At 35.1% G+C, this 25205-nt stretch carries 24 protein-coding genes; 12 read left to right on the top strand and 12 right to left on the bottom strand.

The window, feature by feature from the left end; translation table 11 throughout:
* Positions 1-6: 6 nt before the first annotated feature.
* The 7 genes from rpsU to QYS47_RS00805 all read right to left on the bottom strand — a co-directional run bounded on the left by rpsU (position 7) and on the right by QYS47_RS00805 (position 4442).
* Positions 7-198, bottom strand: a complete 192-nt coding sequence (gene rpsU / locus QYS47_RS00835) for a 30S ribosomal protein S21 (protein WP_302102653.1) — start codon at positions 196-198, stop codon at positions 7-9.
* A gap of 143 nt (positions 199-341) precedes the next feature.
* Entirely contained in the window at positions 342-881 is a 540-nt protein-coding gene (locus QYS47_RS00830; RefSeq protein ID WP_322347372.1) for a hypothetical protein, read from the bottom strand.
* Positions 882-923: 42 nt separating this feature from the next.
* On the bottom strand, positions 924-1430 hold the full coding sequence (locus QYS47_RS00825; protein ID WP_302128591.1) for a hypothetical protein: 507 nt from the start codon (positions 1428-1430) through the stop codon (positions 924-926).
* Entirely contained in the window at positions 1408-2769 is a 1362-nt protein-coding gene (locus tag QYS47_RS00820; protein ID WP_322347371.1) for a carboxypeptidase-like regulatory domain-containing protein, read from the bottom strand. Before QYS47_RS00820 ends, QYS47_RS00825 begins: the two co-directional genes overlap by 23 nt.
* Before the next feature lie 84 nt (positions 2770-2853).
* The gene (locus QYS47_RS00815) at positions 2854-3438 is read right to left on the bottom strand and encodes a DNA-3-methyladenine glycosylase I (protein ID WP_322347370.1); all 585 of its coding nucleotides are present in this window, start codon (positions 3436-3438) and stop codon (positions 2854-2856) included.
* Positions 3428-4192 (bottom strand): SDR family NAD(P)-dependent oxidoreductase, encoded by a 765-nt coding sequence (locus tag QYS47_RS00810; RefSeq protein ID WP_322347369.1) that lies wholly within the window; start codon positions 4190-4192, stop codon positions 3428-3430. The genes QYS47_RS00815 and QYS47_RS00810 overlap by 11 nt, the downstream gene beginning before the upstream one ends.
* 70 nt (positions 4193-4262) lie before the next feature.
* Entirely contained in the window at positions 4263-4442 is a 180-nt protein-coding gene (locus tag QYS47_RS00805; protein WP_302102645.1) for a CPXCG motif-containing cysteine-rich protein, read from the bottom strand.
* Between the two features lie 51 nt (positions 4443-4493).
* Between QYS47_RS00805 and QYS47_RS00800 the strand changes: the two genes are divergently transcribed.
* Entirely contained in the window at positions 4494-5045 is a 552-nt protein-coding gene (locus QYS47_RS00800) for a hypothetical protein (RefSeq protein ID WP_308358227.1), read from the top strand.
* A 109-nt stretch (positions 5046-5154) separates the two neighbouring features.
* Here QYS47_RS00800 and QYS47_RS00795 read toward each other — a convergent pair whose 3' ends face one another.
* Complete coding sequence (locus QYS47_RS00795) at positions 5155-6033, bottom strand: diacylglycerol/lipid kinase family protein (protein WP_322347368.1); 879 nt, start codon at positions 6031-6033, stop codon at positions 5155-5157.
* A gap of 105 nt (positions 6034-6138) precedes the next feature.
* On the opposite strand from QYS47_RS00795, the gene QYS47_RS00790 reads away from it, so the two are divergent.
* Both QYS47_RS00790 and QYS47_RS00785 read left to right on the top strand, forming a co-directional pair.
* Positions 6139-7077 (top strand): App1 family protein, encoded by a 939-nt coding sequence (locus QYS47_RS00790; protein ID WP_322347367.1) that lies wholly within the window; start codon positions 6139-6141, stop codon positions 7075-7077.
* A 101-nt stretch (positions 7078-7178) separates the two neighbouring features.
* Positions 7179-7811: a peroxiredoxin gene (locus QYS47_RS00785; protein WP_308358230.1), complete on the top strand. Its 633-nt coding sequence runs from the start codon at positions 7179-7181 to the stop codon at positions 7809-7811.
* Positions 7812-7873: 62 nt separating this feature from the next.
* Here the strand turns inward: QYS47_RS00785 and cysS are convergent, their stop codons facing one another.
* Positions 7874-9361: a cysteine--tRNA ligase gene (gene cysS / locus QYS47_RS00780; RefSeq protein ID WP_322347366.1), complete on the bottom strand. Its 1488-nt coding sequence runs from the start codon at positions 9359-9361 to the stop codon at positions 7874-7876.
* 192 nt (positions 9362-9553) lie between these two features.
* On the opposite strand from cysS, the gene QYS47_RS00775 reads away from it, so the two are divergent.
* The 4 genes from QYS47_RS00775 to QYS47_RS00760 all read left to right on the top strand — a co-directional run bounded on the left by QYS47_RS00775 (position 9554) and on the right by QYS47_RS00760 (position 14861).
* The gene (locus QYS47_RS00775; protein WP_302128600.1) at positions 9554-10027 is read left to right on the top strand and encodes a ribosome maturation factor RimP; all 474 of its coding nucleotides are present in this window, start codon (positions 9554-9556) and stop codon (positions 10025-10027) included.
* A gap of 1 nt (position 10028) precedes the next feature.
* Positions 10029-11270 (top strand): transcription termination factor NusA, encoded by a 1242-nt coding sequence (gene nusA / locus QYS47_RS00770; RefSeq protein ID WP_308358233.1) that lies wholly within the window; start codon positions 10029-10031, stop codon positions 11268-11270.
* Between the two features lie 53 nt (positions 11271-11323).
* On the top strand, positions 11324-14302 hold the full coding sequence (gene infB, locus QYS47_RS00765; protein WP_322347365.1) for a translation initiation factor IF-2: 2979 nt from the start codon (positions 11324-11326) through the stop codon (positions 14300-14302).
* Positions 14303-14393: 91 nt separating this feature from the next.
* Complete coding sequence (locus QYS47_RS00760; RefSeq protein WP_322347364.1) at positions 14394-14861, top strand: SgcJ/EcaC family oxidoreductase; 468 nt, start codon at positions 14394-14396, stop codon at positions 14859-14861.
* A gap of 137 nt (positions 14862-14998) precedes the next feature.
* Here the strand turns inward: QYS47_RS00760 and QYS47_RS00755 are convergent, their stop codons facing one another.
* Complete coding sequence (locus QYS47_RS00755; RefSeq protein ID WP_322347363.1) at positions 14999-15634, bottom strand: hypothetical protein; 636 nt, start codon at positions 15632-15634, stop codon at positions 14999-15001.
* A 244-nt stretch (positions 15635-15878) separates the two neighbouring features.
* Here QYS47_RS00755 and QYS47_RS00750 point away from each other — a divergent pair, with 244 nt between their 5' ends.
* The 5 genes from QYS47_RS00750 to QYS47_RS00730 all read left to right on the top strand — a co-directional run bounded on the left by QYS47_RS00750 (position 15879) and on the right by QYS47_RS00730 (position 23066).
* On the top strand, positions 15879-19106 hold the full coding sequence (locus QYS47_RS00750; RefSeq protein ID WP_322347362.1) for a WD40/YVTN/BNR-like repeat-containing protein: 3228 nt from the start codon (positions 15879-15881) through the stop codon (positions 19104-19106).
* A 258-nt stretch (positions 19107-19364) separates the two neighbouring features.
* Positions 19365-19982 carry a hypothetical protein gene (locus QYS47_RS00745; RefSeq protein ID WP_302128609.1) on the top strand — a complete coding sequence of 206 codons (618 nt, stop codon included), beginning with the start codon at positions 19365-19367 and terminating at the stop codon, positions 19980-19982.
* 9 nt (positions 19983-19991) lie between these two features.
* Complete coding sequence (locus QYS47_RS00740; RefSeq protein WP_322347361.1) at positions 19992-20672, top strand: hypothetical protein; 681 nt, start codon at positions 19992-19994, stop codon at positions 20670-20672.
* A gap of 245 nt (positions 20673-20917) precedes the next feature.
* A complete protein-coding gene (locus tag QYS47_RS00735; RefSeq protein ID WP_322347360.1) occupies positions 20918-22603 on the top strand; it encodes a hypothetical protein in 1686 nt (561 codons plus the stop codon).
* Positions 22587-23066 carry a DUF3592 domain-containing protein gene (locus QYS47_RS00730; protein WP_322347359.1) on the top strand — a complete coding sequence of 160 codons (480 nt, stop codon included), beginning with the start codon at positions 22587-22589 and terminating at the stop codon, positions 23064-23066. Before QYS47_RS00735 ends, QYS47_RS00730 begins: the two co-directional genes overlap by 17 nt.
* 390 nt (positions 23067-23456) lie before the next feature.
* Here QYS47_RS00730 and QYS47_RS00725 read toward each other — a convergent pair whose 3' ends face one another.
* Both QYS47_RS00725 and QYS47_RS00720 read right to left on the bottom strand, forming a co-directional pair.
* On the bottom strand, positions 23457-24848 hold the full coding sequence (locus QYS47_RS00725) for a TlpA family protein disulfide reductase (RefSeq protein WP_322347358.1): 1392 nt from the start codon (positions 24846-24848) through the stop codon (positions 23457-23459).
* A 151-nt stretch (positions 24849-24999) separates the two neighbouring features.
* Positions 25000-25137, bottom strand: coding sequence for a hypothetical protein (locus QYS47_RS00720; protein ID WP_322347357.1), 138 nt, complete (start codon positions 25135-25137; stop codon positions 25000-25002).
* Positions 25138-25205: the final 68 nt, after the last annotated feature.

Here is a 25205-nt window from a genome sequence, read left to right as displayed (position 1 = left end):
AAATTATTAGCTTTCCATATCCCTCATTTTTTGCCTATAAGCGGCACGGATAACTTCTTTTCTTCTTGCAACAGAAGGCTTTACAAAGTGTTGACGAGCACGTACTTCTTTTAAAGCACCTGTCTTTTCAAACTTCTTCTTAAAGCGTTTTAAAGCTTTATCAATCGATTCGTTTTCTTTTACGTTTACTACGATCATAATTTACACCTCCTCTCGTGAATATTCTCTTAAAACTCAGGCTTTTGTTAATCAAGTAATTAGCCTTTTGTTTTAAGGACTGCAAAGGTAGAATAATGATTTTGGAAAACCTAATACCTAACTCTTTAAAGAGTTTTCATCTTTTATAATTGTCCCGTCATTCGAAAAAAATCGTACATACTTATCCGAAAAGCTTCTTTTTGTTCTGAATTTTCGAATAAAGGGATTTTATTATTCTGGTAGGTTGTGAAAATCTCCACTTCATCAATCATTTTATTGTAGAGTTTTGCAGAGAAGATCATTTCATCCTTTCGTTTTTCTCCCTCCATAGAAATTTTACCACTTTCTTCTGACTCTATGGATTCCCAAATGACTTCAAAATTAGCTTTGTTAATGGATTTGGTCATTTCAATTATAGGGTAAACCCTATTGACTCTCCAGTTTACGACTAGTGAAATATTAAAATAGAAATCTGAGGTGTCTAATTTTCTTTCTTCATGTCTATAGATTCTCCATCCACCCTCCTCCATTACTTGTAAGTCATAATTGGTTTGCCTCATATTTCTAAAGAATATATAGGCATCATCAGCATAATTAAATCGTAAACCATCAAGCTCAATTTTTTTAGAGGTGTTAACTGAGCAGGCGCTAAAAAGTAGAATAAGGATAACGAATTTCTTCATGTTTAAGAAAACATTAAAAACACCCTTAGGTTTGGATTTTACTTATTTCTTTGCTCTGTAACCTTTTGGAATCATAGGATTACCTTCATCATAGGCATTTATATATAAGGTGTCAGCCTCTGATTTATGTTCTCCTTGTGGATAAAGAACCCATATGTCTAATAACCCAAATTTCTGATCTGCTCCAATAGTTCTACTATTTAAGGTTTTAAAAGGACAGCAACTTTTAAGTCTTTCATATTTGATCTCTCTTCCATCTTCCATTTCTAACGCATTCAAAAATCGTTCTCTGTTTTTCCCACCTTCATAAGCATTAGTTACTCCAACAAAAATTGGGCTTTTGGGGCTTCTACCATAAGCTTTATTTTCTGCAGTAATGGATAGAAACAGGGTAGAGTCATTTACCATTTCATAGCTTTCTGTGGTATTTTTTTCAGTAGTATATTCAGGATAATCAGCATCAAATTTGCTTGGCGGTGGCTTGCAAGCGAATGCTATTATCCAAAATAATAAAATAATAGCTGTCTTACTCTTCAATAAATAGCTCATCTATAGAATTATTTTCGGTTAAATCTTCTAACATTTTTTGGTTGATGGGATTAACTGGCATTGAATTGATATCCTCAAAAGTAATTCCTAATCGCCTTGTAGGCTTTAATTCATAAATATCGTAATCATGAGCAGCACCTTGCGTCCAATGAATTTTTTCATAATCTCTATTCTCTAGCACATACCATTCATTCACCTGTTTTACAAAACCTGTTTTAAATTTTGAATCATAGGCTTGCTGCATATTTGCTACTCCAAATATTCTGCTTGCGTTATTACCTACTGCTGCATCTCTAATATAATGAACATAGTATTTTTGATCCATAGAGTTTTTCTTCCACTTTATTAAATAATGAGATTTAATACCCTCACTGATTAACTGAGCAGTTAAGATGCTTTTCTCTTCTTTCTTTACTAACTCTTGAATCTTTTCAAACTGCACAATAGCAAAATCTTCCTTTGAAATAATCATTTTGGCTACGGGATTAATAGTATTTTTATACTGAAATTTTGAAGAATCATTATCAGTAGTAATTTCTAAGTATTCTTTACCATTATTTAGAAAGCGATCGGTAATTTCAAAAATATTTTCTTCAATAAAACCCTCATACAACAATCTTTCAGGACGCTCCTTTCTTATCTTTGAGATTTCTGAACTTAATAAAAAGTCATTTTGGTCTTGATTATACGGTCCCATAGGCTTGGTAGGATTTGCTTTGTTAACCGTATAAGGTCCTAAATCCTGATATAGCCAGTTTTGAAGTGACTGCCTCCAGCTTATATCTCTATTGTCCTTTGTTTGCCGTTTTCTTAAGATTTCATACCGGGTGTCTTCCGATTGCTTGTTTATTCCTCTTTCACTTAAAAGCACTATGGCATCTAACATTCTTGCATAAGAGGTATCTCGAATCGTAGCTTCTCTATAAAATGCGATCTGTGAATGCTTCCTTTTAGGATAATTTTTCCGAATGTTTTTAATTGCTTTTTCTACATACCAGGTAGCTGAATCAAAAGTGCCTTTCACCACTACTTCACTCATAGAGATTCTGCTATTTTTTAATTCAAAGATTTGAATACCCTCAAAAGATAAGTCCGATAAGGGCAGACTTTTTCCTTCAAATCCTATAGAAGAAAAATTGATATTGGTAAAACCAGACTTTATTTTTAAGCTAAAATATCCCGAGTCATTTGTGATGGTCCCATAATTACTTTTATCCAACTGAATATGGGCATATGGGATTGGTTCTTTATTTGTATTAAGTAATCTTCCTGATAAGGTTTGGGCTAAGGTATAGGAACTAAGCGTCCAAAGTAATAAAGTAAATAGTTTAAGCTTCATGTTAAAGTTGAGTAAACATTAAACTAAAGGATTAATATTTAAATTAAAAGATGTTTTTAATAATTTCCTTTGAATAAATTTTGCCTACATCACTTCTTTGTATCGAAAGCAGCTGACTAAATGATCATTTACTAATCCACAAGCTTGCATGTGCGCATACATAATGGTGCTTCCTACAAATTTAAAACCTCGTTTTTTTAAATCTTTACTTAAAGCATCTGATTCAGGAGATGTGGCAGGTGCTTCCTCTAATGATTTTAACTGATTGATAATCGGTTTATGATTCACAAAAGACCATATGTACTGGTCAAAGCTCCCAAATTCTTTCTGTACTTCTAGAAATTTCTGCGCATTGGTGACCGCTCCATTAACCTTTAATTTATTTCGTATGATACCAGGATTTTGTAAAAGTTCATCAATTTTAGATTGATCAAACTGCGCTACTTTTTCGGCATTGAAATCAGCAAATAGCTTTCGGTAATTTTCCCTTTTCTTCAAAACAGTTGACCAGCTTAAACCCGCTTGTGCCCCTTCTAAAATTAAAAATTCAAAATGTGTTTGGTCATCGTGAACAGGTACTCCCCATTCTTCATCATGATATCGGATGTATTGGTCAAAGCCTAAGCACCATGGACACCTCTCTTTTTCATCAGTTAATTTAGTGGACATAACTTCCGGCATTTATATCTATGGTAGTACCTGTGGCATGATCCATCAGTCCTGACATAAGCATGGCAACTGTTGGTGCGATATCCTTTGGTTCTGTTAGTTGATTTAAAGCGATATCATTTAAAGCAAAATCTTCTCCGTATTGATCGATAAATTGTTGTGCCATATCCGTTCTGGTAAAACCAGGCGCTACAGTAAAAGCTTTTATGTCTTTTTTACCAAAGGCTCTTGCAATAGATTTGGTTAATGAAACTACTGCTCCTTTTGATGCTGCATAGGCAAGGTAGTCAGCTGTATCACCCCTGAAAGCAGCCCTTGATGAAATATTTACGATTCTACCTCCCGTACTTTGTTTCTCAAATTGGACAATACTTCTCTTACAGATTAAGCCAACTGCATTTACATTCACATCCATGGTTTTTAGCCAATCATCTGTCCATTCAACTGCATTTTTATGAATATCAGACGAGATGGCGATACCTGCATTATTTACCACCCCATCTAGCTTTCCATCAAAATATTCTAAGGTTTCACTGAATAAGCGGGCCACCTCCATAGCTCCGGATAAGTCAGCTTTTAATAAGTGAACACTGCTTCCCAATTCTTTCTTAAGTTTTTGAGCAGCTTCTTCATGGCGGTGATATTGCGCCACAACATTGGCACCACATTCTACTAGTGTTCTAGTATTAGCAGCGCCAATACCTCTGGTTCCTCCGGTTACTAATATGTGTTGATGAGTACAGTCGATTTTCATGATCAATAGTAAAAAGTTAAAGAGAAAATCAAGTTAATAAAAAATATAATCTAATGAACTGGAAAATGAATTATTGGGCTGGGCTTGCTTCAAAATATGAGATTTCACCATCTTCAATTTCTAAATTAATTTGAAGTGGATTACAGCAGACCTCACAATCTTCAACATAGGATTGTTTAGAGATGCTACTATCCACCAACATGCTTATTTCTTGAAAACAATGTGGGCATTGAAAGAATTGCTCTATCATATTTTGTACTTTTGTTAATAACAGAATATTAAAAACAACGTTTTCAATTTTATGAAAAAATTAACCTTAACATTCGCAATATTATTTTCAATCAATCAATTTGTAAATGCTCAAGTAGGAGAAGCTTTTCCTGAAATGACAGGAACGAGCTTAACAAATGATGAAGTAACTGTTCCAGCCGCCACTCAGGATAAAATGACCTTGGTGGGTATAGCCTTTAGCCAAAAAGCTGAAGATGATTTAAAAACTTGGTTTCAACCCGTTTGGGAGCAATTTATTAGAGAAGAGGATCCTAACGCATTAATTCCGGTAATGAAGCCTGATGTAAATGTAGTTTTCATCCCCATGTTTACAGGAATTAAAAGAGGAGCATCAAGATCTGCAATGAAAAAAATGCAAGAAGATGTTGATCAGAAATTACACCCACATGTAATTGTTTACAGCGGAAAAATGGGGGATTATGAGGATCAATTAAATATGGACGATAAAGAGCTGCCTTATTTTTATGTAGTCAATAAAGCAGGAGAGATCATATATGCAACATCGGGGAGGTCATCCTTAAAAAAACTGAATGAGATTGAAGAATTGGTTACGGATTACTGAAATAATTCCACAAATCAAGAATAATTTGGTAAATGCCCATTACCGCTAATATTAATAGTAGAAATGCAACGAACCCCTTACTAAAAGGGGTTTTTTCTTTCTTTTTCATTTATGAAATTACTTTTAGGGCTCCTTTTAAAATTTCAGCATTGATCTCTTGCTTTTCGCCTTTCAGCTCACCATCCACTTGTAGTAATTCTTCCTCTTTACAATGGATATTTACTTTTTCTACCCTAAAGATTTCTACATAGGGAGAATTTTTAATATCACCCAGAAAAGATTCTAAGGTTAAACCCAGCAAATCTCTAATTGGTATAGGTTTAAAAACCACAAGTTCAAAGCTTCCATCATCTAGTTTGCTGCCAGGATTTATTACAGCTCCAGTGCCATAACTAGAAGCATTAGCCATCACAATCATATCTGCTTTTATATTCTTCTTTTCCCCCTTAAACTCTACAGTAAATTCAGAAGTAGTTTTATCCATTAATGAGCTAAAAAAGGAGCGGGCATAGGCTAACATTCCTCTTTCACCACCTTCTTCAAAATCTCTAATCATTTTAGCATTAAAGCCCAAATCGCTTAAATGTAAACATATATGCTGGTCATTTATTTTTATTACATCCATTGAAATGGTTTTTCCTCTGAAAATCAATTCCAAACTGGATTCAATATCTTCTTCAATTTTTAATTCATAAGCTAAGCCATTAGCAGAACCAAGAGGAATGATCCCTAATTGGATTTCACTATTTAATAGTAATTCTGCTACTAAATTTACGGTGCCATCTCCACCACATGCTACCAAAGTATCAGCTTGATAAAGGTCTTGTTCTTTCTTAATTTTATCTAAATCATTTTCGCCAGTGGTATAGAAAAGCGTATATTCCTTTTTATTTTTATCACAAGCTTTAGCTATAGTTCTTTCTAGTTTGGACTTGTCGTTATTTCCAGATTTTGGATTTACTATAAAAAGTAGCTTTTGTGGGGTCATAAATAACTAAATGTAGAAATTATTTTACGCACTCTAAATATACGATTTGCCCTTTATTTAAAACGATTATTAGGGATTATTTCTCCCCCAAAGATTGTTCCTTTTATGGGCTATGGCACCAATGAGTTTCTTTATCTTAAAGGAGGGGTAGTAGAAAACCGCCCTGAATTTTATTCAGAAGCAACCGATAAAAGAAGGAAAAACTTTAGAGTGATGTTGTCTCGCTATTTAAGTAGTCCTTTACCAGATATGAAAGTGTGGATTCATTTAAATGGTGAAGTGTATCACTCTGTAACAGACGAGTATGGTTATTTTAGTAGTTGGATAGATCCTATTATAGATTATGAACCGGGTTGGCATTCCGTAAATTTTCAAATTAGGAAACCAGACTCTGATGAAATAATTTGTGAAACAGAAGGTGAGTTTTTGATAGTTGGAGAGCAAGCTGAATTTGGAACTATTTCTGATATTGATGATACAATTTTGGTTTCGCATGCTACTCAATTATTCAAAAAGCTAAGGTTAATTTTAACAAAAAATGCTAAAACGCGACTACCTTTTGAAGGGGTTGCTAATTTTTATCAGCAGTTAAAAGCTAATGGAAATCCTTTCTTCTATGTAAGTAGTAGTGAGTGGAATTTATATGAATTTCTTCAGGATTTTTTCAATGTTCGCAAAATTCCTAAAGGACCATTTTTGCTTCAGGAATATAAATCAGGATTTCGAGATTTGATTTTCTCAGGAGGAGGTAGCCATCAACACAAACAAGATAAAATTAAGCGTTTGATGAAATTATTTCCACACTTAAAATTCATTTTAATTGGGGATAGTGGACAAAGAGATACTGAAATCTACAGAGAAGCATTAGTCAATTATCCTGACAGAATTTTGGCGGTTTACATTAGAAAGATTGGTAAGAAGGATAAGTTTGATCAAGAAACTATTCAGGAGTTCAAAAAGAGAAAAGTACCATTATTGCTTTTGGAAAATACTCAAGATGCAATAGAGCATGCTAGGAAATTAGGCGTTATAACATATTATTAATCAGTATTGTAACTTATATCACAATCGTATGAAAATGTAAAACCCATAATTGAACAAGTCGTTATATCTTAAAATTCAAACAAATAAAAAATTACTAAATTATGGGACTTAAAATAGGAGATACCGCACCAAACTTTCAAGCGGATACTACAGAAGGAAAAATTGATTTTCACGAATGGTTAGGTGATAGCTGGGGAATATTATATTCTCATCCGGCAGATTTTACACCAGTATGTACTACTGAGATTGGTAGAACAGCACAGTTAAAGGATGAATTTGCTAAGCGTAATACTAAAGTAGCAGTAGTTAGTGTGGATGATGTGAAATCTCACAATGAATGGAAAAAAGATGTGAATGAGACTCAAAATACATCTGTCGAATTTCCAATTATAGGAGATGAGGATAAAAAAGTAGCGAATTTATATGATATGATTCATGAGAATGCTTCTGAAACCGCTACTGTTCGTTCAGTGTTTTTTATTGGACCTGATAAAAAGATAAAGGCAACAATCGTTTACCCAGCTAGTACTGGTAGAAACTTTGCTGAAATTTTAAGAGTAATTGACTCGCTTCAATTATCAGCAAAATATCCAGTTGCTACTCCAGCAGATTGGACACCAGGTAATGATGTTATTATTGGTCTTGGTGTTAAAGATGAAGAGATTGAAGAGAAATTCCCTAAAGGACATAAAATAATAAAGCCATATTTAAGAACTACTCCACAACCAGAGTAAGATTAAAATTCAATAAAAAAGGCGCTGATTCAGCGCCTTTTTTATGATAAATTAAGATTTTTTTATTCTTCATATCCCCAATCCACTCCCGTTTTCAGGTCTTTTATAATCAGCTTGTTAGATTTTAATATGGCTCTGATTTCATCTACCTGCTCATAATTTTTATCAGCTTTCGCTTTTTTATAAACCTGTAATAATGAATTGATGATGGGTTCAAGGTCAGTTGGTGCTTCTTCCTCTAATCCTAAAATCTCAACCATAAAGTCTTGATAAGTTTTAGCTAGCTTTTCAAAAACATCCTGCCCTAATTCACCAAATTTTAGCTGGCCAGTGTGTAAAGAATTTATCTTTTTAAGCAATTCGAATAAAGCTGCTATTGTTTTGGCGGTATTAAAATCATCATTCATTGATTTGTAACACGCATCACAGGCTTGCTCTATCTGACTAATTGCTTTTTCATTTTTCTTGCCATCATCAGTTTTGAATTCTAAACTTCTTATAGTTTTTAATCCATTGGCAAGTCTTCTATATCCTTTTTGAGCAGCCTTTAAAGCCTCATTGCTAAAATCTAAAGTACTTGAATAATGGGTCTGCATCATAAAAAAGCGGACAGTCATAGGCGAATAGCCTTGCTCCAACATTTCATGATTTCCTGTTACCAATTGAGTAGGTAAAAATGAGTTGCCTAATGACTTACTCATTTTCTGGCCATTTACTGTTAACATATTAGTGTGTATCCAATAGTTAACTGGTGATTTTCCAGTTGCGCCAACTGATTGGGCAATTTCACATTCATGATGCGGGAATTTTAAATCCATACCACCACCATGAATATCAAAAGTTTCACCTAAATATTTGGTACTCATTACAGTACATTCTAAATGCCATCCCGGAAAACCTTCTCCCCAAGGAGATGGCCAGCGCATAATATGTTCATCTGAGGCTTTTTTCCAAGTCGCAAAATCTAGAGGGTTCTTTTTGTCATCCTGTCCGTCTAAAGTTCTGGTATTACTTAATAAATCCTCAATCTTTCTACCACTTAAAATACCATATTCATGCGCCTCATTATATTTAGTAACATCAAAATAGATAGAACCATTTACTTCATAGGCCCAACCTTTTTCTAATAATGTTTTATTGATTTCAATCTGCTCAACTATATGGCCCGTTGCGGTTGGCTCAATATCAGGTGGTAAAATGTTGAATAAATGCATTACCTCATGGAATCCATTGGCATATTTTTGCACAATTTCCATAGGCTCCAAATTTTCTAATTTTGCCTTTTTGCCAATTTTATCTTCTCCATCATCTGCATCATCAACTAAGTGGCCTACATCCGTGATATTTCTTACGTAGCGCACTTTATAACCTAAATGACGTAAATAGCGATTAACGACATCAAAACTCATAAAAGTTCGGACATTTCCCATGTGGGCATCACTGTAAACAGTTGGGCCGCAGACATACATTCCTACAAAGGGAGGATTAATAGGTTTGAATATCTCCTTCTGTCTAGTAAGCGAATTTTGTATCTTTAGTTCTTTGTCCATAAGGCAAAATTATAAATAAGATTCTCTTTTTGGGTACACAAACAGGATTGAATTTTTATTTTTATACTAATAATATATAAATCTGTTGACCAACACTATTTGTTTTGCTCAATTATTTACTCTAAATTTGCAACAAAGTTAGTAAAACAACATGACGAGGGGGCTTTTAAGTCCCCTCTTTTTTATCGTGGAATGAGTGGTTTAGAAGAAAAAATACAATCTTATTTAGCTGAGATTATCACAGAGCCAGAATATTTTATTGTGGATATTGTGATAAGTGGAAACGATAAATTGAAAATCGTTGTATTGGTGGATGGAGACAATGGCGTATCAATAGATTTTTGCGCTAGCGTAAGCCGACAACTTGGTCATAAGATGGAAGAAGATGAAGTGTTGGAAAAGGCTTATGTGTTAGAAGTTTCATCTCCAGGTTTGGATCATCCATTAATGAATGCTAGACAATATCAGAAGAATATTGGAAGAAAGGTAAAGGTTGATACAAAGGAAAGTAAATCGATAAGAGGCGAATTACTTGAAGTTAGTGAAGACTTTATTCTTGTAAATCAAGAGATAAAGGAAAAAGGAAAAAAGAAAATTAAACATGAGGAAACGAAAGTTCCTTTTGACATTATAGACAAAACAAAAGTCTTGGTTTCATTTAAGTAACATGGACACATCAAATTTAATAGAATCGTTTGCCGATTTTGCAAGGCAGAAAAATATCGACCGTCCAACCATGATTCGAATCTTGGAGGATGTATTCAAAACCATGATTCGTAAGAAATACGAAACGGACGATAATTTTGATATTATTATTAATGCCGATAAGGGTGACCTTGAAATCTGGCGTTTCAGAGAAATTGTTGATGATAACTCAGAAGATATCTGGGATCATGATAAAATTAGTTTAACTGAAGCTAGAAAAATTGAGCCTGATTTTGAAATTGGTGAAGAAGTAGCTGAGGAGGTTGAACTAGAGCACTTCGGAAGAAGAGCCGTTACTACAGCTCGTCAAACATTGATTCAGAAGGTAAAAGATCTTGAAAAAGATATTTTATTTAACAAGTATAGTGAATTAGTAGGGGAAATTATCGCTGGTGAAGTATATCAAATCTTAAGCCGTGAAACTTTATTAACAGATGCGGAAGGGAATGAGTTGGTATTACTAAAATCTGAGCAAATCCCTAAAGATAGATTTAGAAAAGGAGATTCTGTTCGTGCCGTTGTTCACAGAGTGGAAATGCAGAATGGTAATCCTAAAATTATATTATCAAGAACTTCTCCGGTTTTCCTTGAGCGTTTATTCGAGCAGGAAGTTCCAGAGGTTTATGATGAATTGATCACCATCAAGAAGATTGTAAGAGAACCAGGCGAAAGAGCGAAAGTAGCCGTGGAATCTTATGATGATAGAATTGACCCAGTAGGAGCTTGTGTGGGGATGAAAGGTTCAAGAATTCACAGTATAGTAAGAGAATTACAGAATGAAAACATTGATGTAATTAATTATACTGAAAATATGGAGCTTTATATTCAGCGTGCATTAAGCCCTGCAAAGTTAAGTTCTATGAAAATTGATGAAGAGAATAAACGAGTTTCAGTATATTTGAAACCTGATCAAGTTTCTTTGGCTATTGGTAAAGGAGGTCAGAACATCAAGCTTGCTAGTAAATTAGTAGGTATGGAAATCGATGTTTTCCGTGAGTTATCTGAAGCGGAGGAAGAAGATGTGTTGATTGATGAATTCAATGATGTTCTTGAAGATTGGGTAATCGAAGAATTGAAGAAAGTTGGGCTTGACACTGCCAAAAGAGTGTTAGAATTAGGAAGAGAAGAGTTAGTTAGAATGACTGACTTAGAAGAAGAAACAATAGACGAGATATTTAAAATATTTAGTCAAGAATTTGAGTAAGATCTTATTGATTACTCAAACTCAATAATTTTTTAGCAGAATACAAAGCATTTATGTCAGAAGAAAAAATGATGCGACTCAGCCTTGCGGCAAGAAAATTGAATGTAGGATTATCTACAATCACAGACTTCTTGGGCAAAAAAGGTTATGAGGTGGATAGTAAACCAAACTCCAAAATATCAGAAGAGCAATTTGGTATGCTCGCAAAAGAGTTTGCCTCCTCTGCACAAGAGAAAGAGGAAGCATCCAGTCTGTCCATTGGTAAAAAGCATAATAGCAATGTGGTCATCGATTCAGAGGCAGAAAAAAGCAAAGAGGCGGAAAAGGAAGATGATGAAGACAAAGTATTGATCAAAAATGCTGGTGAATCAAAAGAAAAGCCAGCAGCAGAGCAAAAGCCTGTAGAAGAATCATCTGCTAAAAAAGAGGAAGAGAAAAAGGAAGATGACGTTTACAGATCTGAAAGCCATAAACTTTCTGGCCCCAAAGTATTAGGTAAAATTGACCTAGATGATAAAAAGGCTAAGAAAAAGGAAGAAACTCCAAAAGAAGAGCCTAAGAAGCCTAAAGAGGAACCTAAAGAAGAAAAGCCAGAAGTAAAAGGTGAAGAGAAGAAAGAAGAAACTCCAAAAGAAGATAAAAAAGTTGAGGCTCCTAAGGCAGAAAAAGAAGAGCCAAAGGTAGAGGAGAAAAAGGAAAAAGAGCCAGAGCAACCTAAAGCTGAAGAAAAGAAGGAAACTCCTAAAGAAGAGAAGAAAGAAGAAGCTCCAAAAGCTGAAAAACCTAAAACTGATGAGAAATCTGATAAAGAATCTAAATCAGTGGAGGAACAAAAGGATTCCACGATTTCAGCAAAAGCAGATTCTCTTAAAGGACTTACTGTATTAGGTAAAATTGAATTACCGAAAGAGAAAGAGAAAAAGGGTAAAAAAGGCGTTAAGCCAGTTGCTTCTTCTGATGATAAGAAAGAAAATAGAAGAGGAAAACGACCTAGAAAGAGAATCGCCAGCAATAAACCACAAGATGCAAGAGCAAAAGGTGGTGGTCAAGGCCAAGGCGCAAATAGAGGTGGCGGAAGCGACAGAAATAGAGGTAGAAAAGGTAGAGTAGAAAAGGCTGAGCCTACGGAAAAGGAAATCCAAGAGCAAATTAAACAAACGATGGCTCGTTTGAGTGGTAAATCACCAGGAGCTAGCGGTAATAGATCAAAATATAGAAAGGAAAAGCGTCAAACTCAGGCTGATAAAAGAGAAGGAGATCTTCAACAGCAAGAGCAAGAAGCTAAAATCCTTAAAACAACAGAGTTCATATCAGCAAATGACTTGGCATCATTGATGGATGTAAGTGTAAATGATGTTATAGGTAAATGTATGAACCTTGGTATTTTTGCTTCTATTAATCAAAGATTAGATGCAGAAACCATCACTATAATTGCGGATGAATTTGGCTATGATGTTAAATTCACTGAAGCAGATGATGAAACGGAGGTTGTTGAAGAAGAAGATAGACCAGAAGATCTTACAGATAGAGCTCCGATCGTTACGATCATGGGGCACGTTGACCACGGTAAAACATCATTACTAGATTTTATTAGGGAATCAAAAGTAACTGCAGGTGAAGCCGGTGGTATTACACAGCACATTGGTGCATATGATGTAATGACCGATTCTGGTAAAAAAGTGGCATTCTTAGATACTCCAGGTCACGAGGCCTTTACAGCTATGCGTGCTCGTGGTGCTAAGATCACTGACGTTGCCATAATAGTGGTAGCTGCTGATGATGCTGTGATGCCTCAAACGAAAGAGGCAATTAACCATGCTCAGGTTGCAGGCGTACCAATGGTAATTGCTATTAACAAAGTAGATAAGCCAAATGCTAACCCTGATAAAATTAAGGAAGAATTAGCAAACATTAATATTCTAGTAGAAGACTGGGGTGGTAAATACCAGTGCCAGGAAGTATCGGCCAAAACAGGAGCTGGTATTGAAGACTTATTAGAGAAAGTATTATTAGAAGCTGAAGTACTTGAATTGAAAGCAAATCCAGCTAAATCTGCTGTAGGTACTGTAGTAGAGGCTGAGTTAGATAAAGGTAGAGGTTATGTAACTACTATAATGGTTCAAGCAGGTACCTTGAGAGTAGGAGATGTGGTATTAGCAGGTGCTCATTACGGCAAGGTGAAAGCAATGTTTGACCACAAAGGTAAAAAAGTGGATGAGGCAGGTCCTTCAACACCAGTATTGATGCTTGGTTTAGATGGAGCACCACAAGCAGGTGACCGTTTTAACGTTATGGAAAGTGATCGTGAAGCAAGAGATATTGCGAATAAGCGTGAGCAAATCCAGCGTGAGCAAAGCATGCGTACTAAGAAGCATATTACGCTTGATGAAATTGGCCGTAGATTGGCAATTGGTTCATTTAAGGAATTGAATGTGATCATCAAAGGTGATGTGGATGGTTCAATCGAAGCCTTATCTGATTCATTGTTGAAGCTTTCTACTGAAGAAGTTCAAGTTAACATTATCCATAAAGCTGTAGGGCAGATTTCAGAATCTGATGTATTATTAGCTTCTGCATCCGATGCGATTATCTTAGGTTTCCAGGTTCGACCTTCTCAAAATGCTAGAAGAATAGCAGAGAATGAAGAAATCGAAATCAGGTTATACTCTATCATCTACGATGCGATTAATGAGATCAAAGATGCAATGGAAGGTATGTTGGCACCAACTACTGAAGAAGTAATTACGGGTAATATAGAGGTTCGTGAAATCTTTAAAATCTCTAAAATCGGTACTGTTGCGGGTTGTATGGTAACAGACGGTTATGTGAAGCGTAATAATAAGATCAGATTAATTAGAGAAGGTATTGTGAAGTACGAAGGAGAAATTGATCAATTGAAGCGTTTCAAAGATGATGTTCAGGAAGTGAAGAAAGGATATGAGTGTGGTATTAGTATAAAAGGCTATAACGACATCAAAGAAGGAGATATAATCGAAGGTTTCGAAGAAAGAGAAGTAAAAAGAAAGCTTTAATAGCTAATTCAAATCATATACAAAGCCGATTGGATTAATTTTCAATCGGCTTTTTTTATATCTATTGTGGATTCGAAACCGTATGAATACTATGGATCATTTAGAATTGAATTCTCCAGAAGATATACCCAATACTTTCATCGATGCCTGGAATGAAAAAGATGCCAGGAAATTAGCTTCTATTTTTGATGAGGATGCAGAATTTATAAATGTTACTGGGCTATGGTGGCATGACAGAGAATCTATATTTCAAGCTCATGATTATGGCCTGAAAGTCATTTTCAAAGACTCTACCTTAACTTTAAGAAAATCAAAAGTAAAATACTTGTCTGATTCTATAGCTGTGGTAAATGCCAGAGTCCATCTAGAAGGACAAACTAATGTAAATGATGTTCAAGCTCAAGATCGAAATACCATTTTCACTTTTGTTGTACATCAAAATGAGCAGGGCTACTGGACTTGCGCTTCAGCTCAAAATACGGATGTTGTACCCGGTAAAGAAACACATATTATAGATGAAGAAGGAAATATGAAGGCAGTGGATTATAGAAAGAGATAATCAGCACTTTAGTATAATAGTCCAAGCGGACGCTTGAACTATTGTGCTTTATAAACCCATTCTCTATTGGTTCAAGCGTTCGCTTGGACCATTAATAGGCAGATTACCGAGAATCTACTTGAATTGATTATTAGGACTTAAAAATCATAGCCAGCAGTTAATAATATCGAATGATTATTAATGCCTATTCTACCATTTCTTCTTGGTGTTACAAGTAAAGCATCGTAAAAATCAAAACCCGTATGTAAGTCAATACCTACACTCATTCCCATAACAAGATTCTGCTTAAACCCTATTACAATACCATATTCCGTTTGTGAGGATAATAAATCCACCTTTTTACTAGGTGCCCACTGTCTTAACATGAACCCTGCTGAAACGGATTGACTGTAACTTAATGAATAATGAAAAGTAATAGGAAACTCAAATGCAAGATGTCTTTGAATAGCTGTGTCATCTAATCTATGTAAAGGATTACCTCGACCATAATAATAAATTCCATCAAGTGGTGATTCGCTTTTATCACGATAAAAGATATTATATCCTAAGCCTATCTTAAATCTATCATTAATAACAGGCTTGGTGATCATACCACCTAGGCGAATGGCAGTTGCGGGATAATTCTCTGTGTGATAACCTGTCACATGAAATGCCGTGAGTCCAATTCCTATTTTTGCTGCGAATTGAACTGGTTTTACTGGCTCTGGTTCCAATTGTGCATTAGTGATAATCGGGGAGCACAAGAAAAGAATAAATGCTAAGGTGGTTTTCATAGGTTGATGTTTTAAGCTTGTTTCTTTTATAGTTAACTGTTTCCTAATACAGAAATTGTGAACTGAATCACATTAATCATAAAATTATACACTTCTATTTCATCTCCAATCTTTTTTGGTTCAAGCGTCCGCTTGGACCAAGCTCATTAAGATGCTCTTCCACAAAGCATATTTACCCTTGGCGTAAAAAGCGTTTGCATCTAAGCTTAGCTTTTACGAGATTGATTCAAACTTAAATTTTACTATGAGGAAACCTTCAATAAAACTATGGATTAGCTTCTTGTTAGCCTTCTGCTGCTATTTTACAGTAGTTGCTCAACAAGTAGACTTAGAGAAATTAAAAGGCATTGATGTTCGCAGTATCGGACCAGCCGGTATGAGTGGACGTATTACAGCCATTGATGTGGTGAATGATAATCCACAAGTAATGTATGTAGGCTCAGCTTCTGGTGGCCTTTGGAAATCAGAAAGCGGAGGAGTAGACTGGAAACCAGTCTTCGATGAAGAACAAATTTTATCAATTGGAGCAGTAGCTATTCAGCAGGATAATCCGGATGTGATCTGGGTTGGGACTGGTGAAGGTAACCCAAGAAATAGTTCTAATGGAGGTTATGGCTTATACAAATCAATGGATGGTGGTAAAAGCTGGAAATTGATGGGCCTAGAAAAGACTCGTAATATTCATAGAATCAGAATTGACCCTAGCAATCCCAATACGGTTTATGTAGGTGCTATCGGTTCACCCTGGGGAGAGCATCCTGAAAGAGGTGTTTTCAAAACCACTGATGGTGGTAAAAGCTGGACGAAAAGCTTATTTGTAGATAATAAAACAGGTGTTGCGGAACTGATTATGGATCCTAATAATCCGAATAAGTTATTTGCAGCAATGTGGGAACATAGAAGAAAGCCATGGACATTTACATCCGGTGGTCCAGGTTCTGGTTTATACATGACAGTTGATGGAGGTGAAAACTGGAAAGAATTAACGGATGAAGATGGTCTTCCAAAAGGAGATTTAGGAAGAATAGGATTAGCGATTTCTGCTGCAGATTCTAAAACGGTTTATGCTTTAGTGGAATCAAAGAAAAATGCTTTATATAAATCAACTGATGGCGGTTATAAGTGGGAAATGATCAACTCAGATATGGGTGAAATTGGAAACCGTCCATTTTATTATGCCGAATTGTATGCTGATCCCTCTAATGAAAATAGAGTGTATACCATTTTCACTTATGTAAATGTGAGTGAAGATGGCGGAAAGTCATTTAAAGAATTAATGCCAGCTTACGGTACTGATGTAGGGGTTCACCCTGATCACCATGCTTGGTATATTCACCCGAAAAACCCTGATATGATGTTAGATGGAAATGACGGGGGATTAAACATCACTTATGACGGAGGAGAAACCTGGAGATTTGTACAAAATCTACCAGTAGGACAGTTCTACCATATTAATGTAGATAATGATTATCCTTATAATGTTTATGGGGGTATGCAGGACAATGGTAGCTGGATCGGGCCAGCTTACGTTTGGAAAGCCCAAGGTATCCGTAATTCTTATTTCCAGGAGTTAGCCTTTGGGGATGGTTTTGATGTAGTACCTGATCCTGATAATTCAAGATATGGATTTGCACAATCACAGCAAGGTTTTGTAGTTCGCTACGATAGAGAAACTGGCAATAATCAAATTGTAAGACCAACGCATCCTGAAAAAGATGTTTTATTAAGATTCAACTGGAATGCAGCTATTGCTCAAAATCCATTTGATAATAGCTCAGTGTATTTTGGAAGTCAGTTTTTACATAAGACTACTGACAAGGGACAAACTTGGGAAATTATCTCACCAGATTTAACAACCAATGATCCAGAAAAACAAAAGCAATTTGAAAGTGGGGGATTAACCTATGATGCTACAGGGGCTGAAAATAATACTACCATTACTGCTATCGCTCCATCTTCATTGAAAGAAGAAGTGATATGGGTGGGTACCGATGATGGTAACATTCAACTAACCCAAGATGGTGGTCAGTCATGGAATAAGGTAAGTACCAATATTAAGGGATTCCCTGCTGAATCATGGGTAGCTCAAATCCAAGCTTCTACTTATAATGCTGGAGAAGCATTTGTGGTAGTGAATAATTATAGAAATTTCGATTTCAAACCTTATTTATTCCACACTACCAATTATGGTAAAAGCTGGACTAATTTAACTTCAGGTGATGAGGTATGGACTTATACGTTAAGTGTAGTGCAAGATCCTGAAGAGCCTAACTTAATGTTCTTAGGAACCGATGGAGGTTTGTATTTCAGTATCAACAAAGGACAGAATTGGCAAAAATGGACCAATGACTACCCTAATGTACCTACTCGTGATATGATGATTCATCCAAGAGAGCATGATTTAGTAATTGGAACTTTTGGTAGAGCAATCTATGTGATGGATGATATCCGTCCGTTAAGAGAACTGGCTACAGAAGGTAAATCTGTATTAGATCAACCCTTAAAACTATTTACTCCACCTACAGCCTATCAGGCGGTAAACCAGCAGCCGAGTGGTTCTCGCTTTGGAGCGAATGCCCTTTTTAATGGAGAAAATAGAAACTCTAATGCCATGATTTCTTATCTGATCAATAAGCCTGAGCAAAAAGAAGAGGAAGAGGATAAGAAGGAGGAAGAAGAGGAAAATGATGAGAAGAAAGTTTCTTATGACTCATTAAAGTTGAAGGTTTATACTATGGATGGAGAGTTGATCCGTACATTGAGAAATAAGACACCTAAAGAGAATGGCTTACATCGTATGTATTGGAGAATGGATGAGGCAGGAAGCAGAGGGCCTAGTAGAAGATTAACGAAAGAAGATGCAGAAGAAGCAGGTGGGGTAGATGTAATGCCGGGTAAATACAAATTGGTTTTACACTTTGGTGAACATAAAGATTCTACTGAGATAGAAGTTCAGTTCGATCCGCGTTTAGAGGTAGATAGAGCAGACTTGCAAGCACGTTATGATTTCATCAAAGAAATTGAGGAAATGCAAGTAACGGCTTATGAGGCAAGCCAAAGAATTTTGGAAGCTAAGGAAACTGCTGATCACTATATCAAATGGATGAAGGAAAAAGATAAAGAAGCCTTCAAAGAAGAGATTAAAGCAAGCAAGGCTATTAAGGATTCCCTAGAGGTATTGTTTGAGCCATTTGTTGGTGAAGACTTTAGCGAAAAGCAAGGTATTATTAGAACTCCAATTCCAGATATAGGCGATAGAATTGGAAATGCGTATTATTATACTGCTGCTAGCTTTGATAAACCGGGTGATACTCAGAAGCGTTTGAAAAAGCAGGCTGAGGAAGCATTAAAGCCTGCTATTGAAGCCCTTAATAAATTCTTCGCAGAAGACTGGAAAGCCTATCAAGAGAAAATCAGCGAATTAGATCTTTCCCTTTTTGAAGAGTACGAAGCAATTGAAGTAAAAGAATAAGTTAAATTTTAATGATGATGTAAAAGCCTGTGGTGGAAACGCTACAGGCTTTTTTGTTTTGTATACATTCAAAATAATTTTATTACATTTATGATATCAGTTCATCTACAACCAAAACCTAATTCAACAATTTTTTTGGAACTAGAAGGACATAATAGATATATCGTCACCAAGGGGTAACTATATCTCCGATATTGGACGTATATGTGCACCAAAGGTGCACATATACAGTTGTTGTGCCACATTAAAAAACAATGAATGAATGAAATTTATAATACACAAATTGAAGATGGACAGGAATTACCAATACTAAATGGCTATGACTTCTATTTCAAAGACTTTCTAACTGCATTAACGCAAGTTGATAGGCAATATTTAATTTGGCAATATGGAATCAATCAACAGATGGGAGAACGAGTGTTTGCTTATGAGTTTTATTACCGTTGGCGAACTATAACAGAATCAAATACCTATGAAAACCTGATCTTAAATGGTGAAATAAGAAAAGATAATTCTATCCTCAGACACCAAAGTTTAAGTGAAGTCTATCCAGATTTCGTTCTCCATGAACAACAAAATACCCTCAATCAACAATTAATAGCTTGCGAGATTAAAACACTTAGAGCCCTTGAACACTCAAATGGTAAAAAGCAATTAAAAAAAGATATTATCAAACTCGGTAAATACGTGGACGAACTCCAATTTCGATATTCAATTTTTATTCAAGTTCTGAATAGCAATAATTACCTTCAAAACAAACTTATTCCTTATCTGAGACGAAGAGAATCAGACTTAAAAAATATAGATAGGATAACATATGTGATTAAATATCATGACCGAATACAATTTGACCTTCTCAGTAACTTATTAGCATAATTTAAAACTATGATAAATCTACAAATAGGAAAACCATTAAACATTAAATTTCCTATCGTTTATAGGTATATGGACAAGCAGTTTATTGACTTGTTCTTTGATGAAGGTAAATTGCGAATCAGCTCGTTTGATAAGTTTAGAAAATATCCTGATGAAATTCGTGGAGATAAATCTGAAGGTGGCGGTTCAATAACAGGTAAATCTGACAAAGAAGGATTTACTTTTCATTTAATGACTCGTGTAGGTAAAAATGGATATATGCTTTCGACAAGCCTTCTTCATTCTCAAAGTATAATGGATGAATTTGAAACTGACGGAGTGTTTAGAATAAAAGACCCTATCAACTTTGCAGCTGCTATTTCAAATAGTATTTTAGGAAATGACCAAGTATTTGTAGGGTTTTGTAACTATCAAGATGGACGCATAATTGAAAAGGAAATTAAAGGACTTTCTGCGAAGGACTTTACGAATGAAGAAGGGAATTTTATTATTGGTGGACCAGGAATGGCTAAACGAACCAACGAGATGATTGGAAATGGTATCGATCTAATGTATCTAAAGGACAACAAGTATCAAGTTCAATCTGAATTTCGATTTGTTTGGACAATAAGAAATCAGTTTTTCGAAATGAACGAATTCTTAGACATAGAATGCAAGGAGGCTATACAATATTGCGAAAGAATAAAATAAAAAACGTGGCACAACAACGCATATAGCTTATGGCGGGAGAATGGCTGCCAGCAAGGCTTTCTCTCCATAGCCAGCTTTGGTCTCGCTGGAAGGGAAAGTGCTTCTAAACCGCCACAAGCCATATGCAAACCGTTAAAAAATAACGATCACTATAAACCTCTTTTCATGGTAATAATCTCATTAAATAGAGAAGGCAATTATTTTTTATATATTTAGAAAATTCATTTGACTAAAATGCCTTCACCATGAGATTAACCATAATTGTCTTTTCGCTTTTTTCAATGTTCCTTTTTAGTTGTCAATCAGATCAAAAGGAAAGCAAAGTAAATTCTCAAACAGAAGCTCCAAAATTTACAAGCGATAAATATCAAGATTTGGTCTCATTATTTAATGAATGGAGGGAGTTTGAACAGCCCCCACTGTTGAATGGCGCACCTGATTATACAGCTGAAACTTTCAATCAGAGATGGTCAGAATTTAAGGACTTACAATCAAGCTTAAACTCTATTGACACTAGCAATTGGTCAATTGAAAATAAGGTAGATTGGATGATCGTATGGGCTGAAATGAATGGATATGATTTCAATCATAGAGTTCTAAAACCATGGGTTCGTGATCCCGCTTATTATAAAGTGCTATGGACCTACAGAAGTGATGTCCCCGCTCATGAAGGTCCCACTAATCATGCAGTTATCGATATATGGAAGTATGAATTTCCCTTATCTCAAGAAGCTAGAGAAAGTCTGCTTCAAGATTTAAAAGTAATTCCTGTACTTAATACTCAAGCCCAAAAGAACTTAACTGGAAATGCTAAGGATTTATGGATTGCTGGAATTAGAGATATCCGGAACCAAAGCAAAGAACTTAGCGACTTAACGGAAGAGCCTAGCCTAAAAGATGACGCTGAATTTTTACAGCTTATTGAAGAGGCTATTGCTTCCACAGATCAGTTCGTGAAATGGCTAGAAGCAGAATCTAAATCGAAAACAGGTCCATCTGGAATTGGAAAGGAAAATTATAGCTGGTATTTACAAAATGTTCATTTAGTCCCCTTAAGCTGGGAGGATGAAGTGATGATTCTAAAACGCGAATTAGCTCGTGCCTGGTCTTCATTGAAATTAGAAGAACACAGAAATAGGAACTTACCGAAGCTGCAGGCAGCAGATTCACCAGAAGCTTATGATAAAATGGCGGATGAAGCGGCCAAAAGTTTAATGTCTTTTTTAAAGGATCAAGATATTGTAACGGTGAAGCCTTACATGGAACCCGCTTTGCGTGAGCATTTGGGAGAATATGTACCTAAAGAAGAACGCAACTTTTTCTTGATCGGAGAGCATTATGATGCTCGCCCGCTTTACTCTCATTTTTACCATTGGTTTGAGTTAGCAAGAATGGATAACGAACCCCATCAAAGTGAAATCAGAAAAGGGCCTTTGTTATATAACATTTTCGATTCAAGAAATGAGGGTACAGCAACAGCCGTTGAAGAAATGTTCATGCATGCAGGTTTATATGATGATAGCCCAAGAACCCGAGAAATTGTGTACATAATGATTGCGCAGCGTGCAGCAAGAGGTCTGGGCTCCTTATATGCTCATGCTAATGAAATGACAATGGAAGAAGCGGGTGCCATTCATAGTGAATACACTCCACGTGGATGGATGAAAACTGAAAAAGAATTGCTCATTTTTGAACAACACCTTTATTTGCGTCAGCCAGGCTATGGTACCAGCTATATTACCGGTAAATATTTACTGGAAGATGTCATGGCGGATTATGCCAGAATTCAAGAACTTAAGAATAATGATTTTGAGCTAAAAAACTTCTTTGATACTCTCAATAGTATAGGAAATATTCCAATTTCATTAGGCCATTGGCAGATGACGGGCTCAAATCAGCATTTAGATGTTGTTTATGAAAATTGGAATTAACCTTATGCCAAGAGAGCTTTCTTTTTACAATCGGTTAAAAATTTACTTTAGTATAGCTCCTTTTATTTTTGGAGAAGTAGCGTTGATTTTTGGTATTTCTGCTTTAATTCATGTTGAAGGGAGTTCAGAAAATTTGGTAATTGGAATAATCTTACTAATTGTAGGTTTTTATTTTACATATAGAAAAGTTAAAACTATAATAAGAGGAATTAAAACTATTAGATATGGCCATTCAGTAACTGCTAATTTATCATACATTTTAAATTCATCCTTTGTACACAATAGCCGAGTAGTTAAAAATTACTTTTTCAATTATAAGGTGGATGATAAAATTTATACGTATGATTTTAGCTCAGCTTATAGGAGACATTTGGAAACAGGAGATAAAATGGAAATTTATTATCTGCCTTCTAACCCAGAATATGCATTTATTCCGGAGTTGTATAATGTTAAGATAAAATAACTTCTAATATTTTGATTGAGATTCATTATAGGTTGTAAAAGAATGGAAGAGCAATTACCTGTGCCATTAAGTGAATTAGTGCTTTTAAATCTATTCCTAGGTTCCATATCCTATGTACTGGGTATTGTTTTTATATTTATGGTATTAAGAGCAAATCAATTTAACTGGAGTAAATTTCTTCTAATATCAATAATAACCATTTTTTTATCCGTTATTTATTCATTTTTCATATGGATTTATTGGCCTTTTCAATTTGATATCATCTATGGCCCTTTCCATCTTCCAACCTTAACACGTGTTTTCCATAGCTCCATAATCCTACTAAAATTATTTGGCTATAAATTAAGGTTGAGAAAGAAGGACTGAATTTGTTATTATTTTTTTAGATTATTAACTCGCGTTTCCAGAATCTAATAACGCACTTATTTCAGAAGCAATATCTCCTGATGGTCTTTCAGCATTAGAATCCACAATGTTACCTTTCTGATCTATTAGAATAAAACGAGGTATTCCTATAATACCATAATCTTTAATTATAGTAGATTTCCAAGCACCATCAGCATAAAGGTGGTGCCCTCCTAATCCTTTTTCTTTCACCATTTTTATCCAAGGCTCAGGTGACTCATCAATACTAATGGAAACGAATGCCACTTCTTCCTCCTCAAATTGCGCTTGAAGCTTCTCCATATCAGGGTGTTCTTTAATGCAAGGTCCGCACCATGTAGCCCATACGTCTATATAAACTACTTTTCCTCTGAAATCTTTTAAGTTTACAGTATTGCCTTCAGTATTTGCATAGGTAAAACCTGGAGCAGGCCTTCCTTTTGCCAAATTATCTAGAAATGAGAGTTGCTTTTTAACTTTTCTTAAACGGTCTTCCGATGGATTGAGCGCTTTCCATTCGGTAAGTAAAATATTTCTATCTTCCGTTTTAAGTTGAATTATGCTTCTGTCGACTAAGCGAAATAATAATTCTTCTTTTATTGCTTCATTTGGAATATCTTTTATTTCCTCTACTGATGCCATAATAAAGACACTAACATCTTGTGGGCCTTTACCTTCAAAGCGCCACATCATATTTTTTGAAATTCTTCTTTGTATATAAGGGATATAATTTTTGTATATTAAGTTAGATGGATCATATAGATTTAGTGAATCTTCATAAGAGAAATATTTGTCTGATGGTGTGAACTCTTCTTTAAGAAATTGCGATCTATAAGCAGGGTAGGATAAGAGACCAAAAGCTAATTCCCATTTATTACTTCCTAAATACCACTTAACAAATGCTTCATCATCAACTTCAGCATTTTGTAATGCATTTTCTTTTTCCTGAAAATTTCTTTGATAAGCCACTAAAAAACTGTCTTCCTCTAATTTAGTTAATTCAATCAACGATTTAAGACTATCATTCATCAATTCCATAGAAGCTAAAAAATTATTGATTTTAGCACCTTTACCTGTATACTTTAGCGTTTCATCAAATTTATTTGAATCAACAGTCAAGCTTAAATCATCACCGGGTCTTATGTATAAATTGGATATTTCTTTTCCATGATGAAAAATAACACTTTGAACAGTATCGATAGGTAGAACAGATGAAAAGCTGCCACTTGAATCAAGATTAACATAAATTGTAGTATCCATTAATTCAAGTGATGCTTGCCCTTCTTCTTGGTTAAAAATTTGCCCAATAATTTTTGTTGATTTTTTTTCTGGTTGTTGGCTACAGGCTACTGCAATTAGCACCAAAAGAGAGAGAGAAAATAAGTTGATTCGATTCATGTTTATTATTTATTAATTAGGAATAAACCAAAATATACACCTAAATTGTTGAATCATAAAAGCAATTACTAAAAAATTAGTTGAATCAAAAAAAAATAGCAGCAGCACTTTCGAACTACTGCTATATTAACTAACCAAAATCTAAGATCTTTTATTCTACAGTTACGGTAAATGTAGCTTGTATATCAGTTTCACCACCTGCATTAGTTGGATCGCCACTCACTGCATCTGTAGCAGATTTATTACTGAAACATTCTAAATCAAAATGGAAGCACTGATTATTTTTCAATAATTCATGCTTCTCAAATTTTAGATATTCGCCAGTCTAAACTTTAGTTCTAATAATGAAAAGCGGTA

It is taken from the genome of Marivirga arenosa (assembly GCF_030503875.2).
In the GTDB taxonomy this organism is placed as follows: Bacteria; Bacteroidota; Bacteroidia; order Cytophagales; family Cyclobacteriaceae; genus Marivirga; species Marivirga arenosa.
Note: the sequence above shows the minus strand (reverse complement) of the source record. Positions and strands in the feature narration are given on the sequence as shown.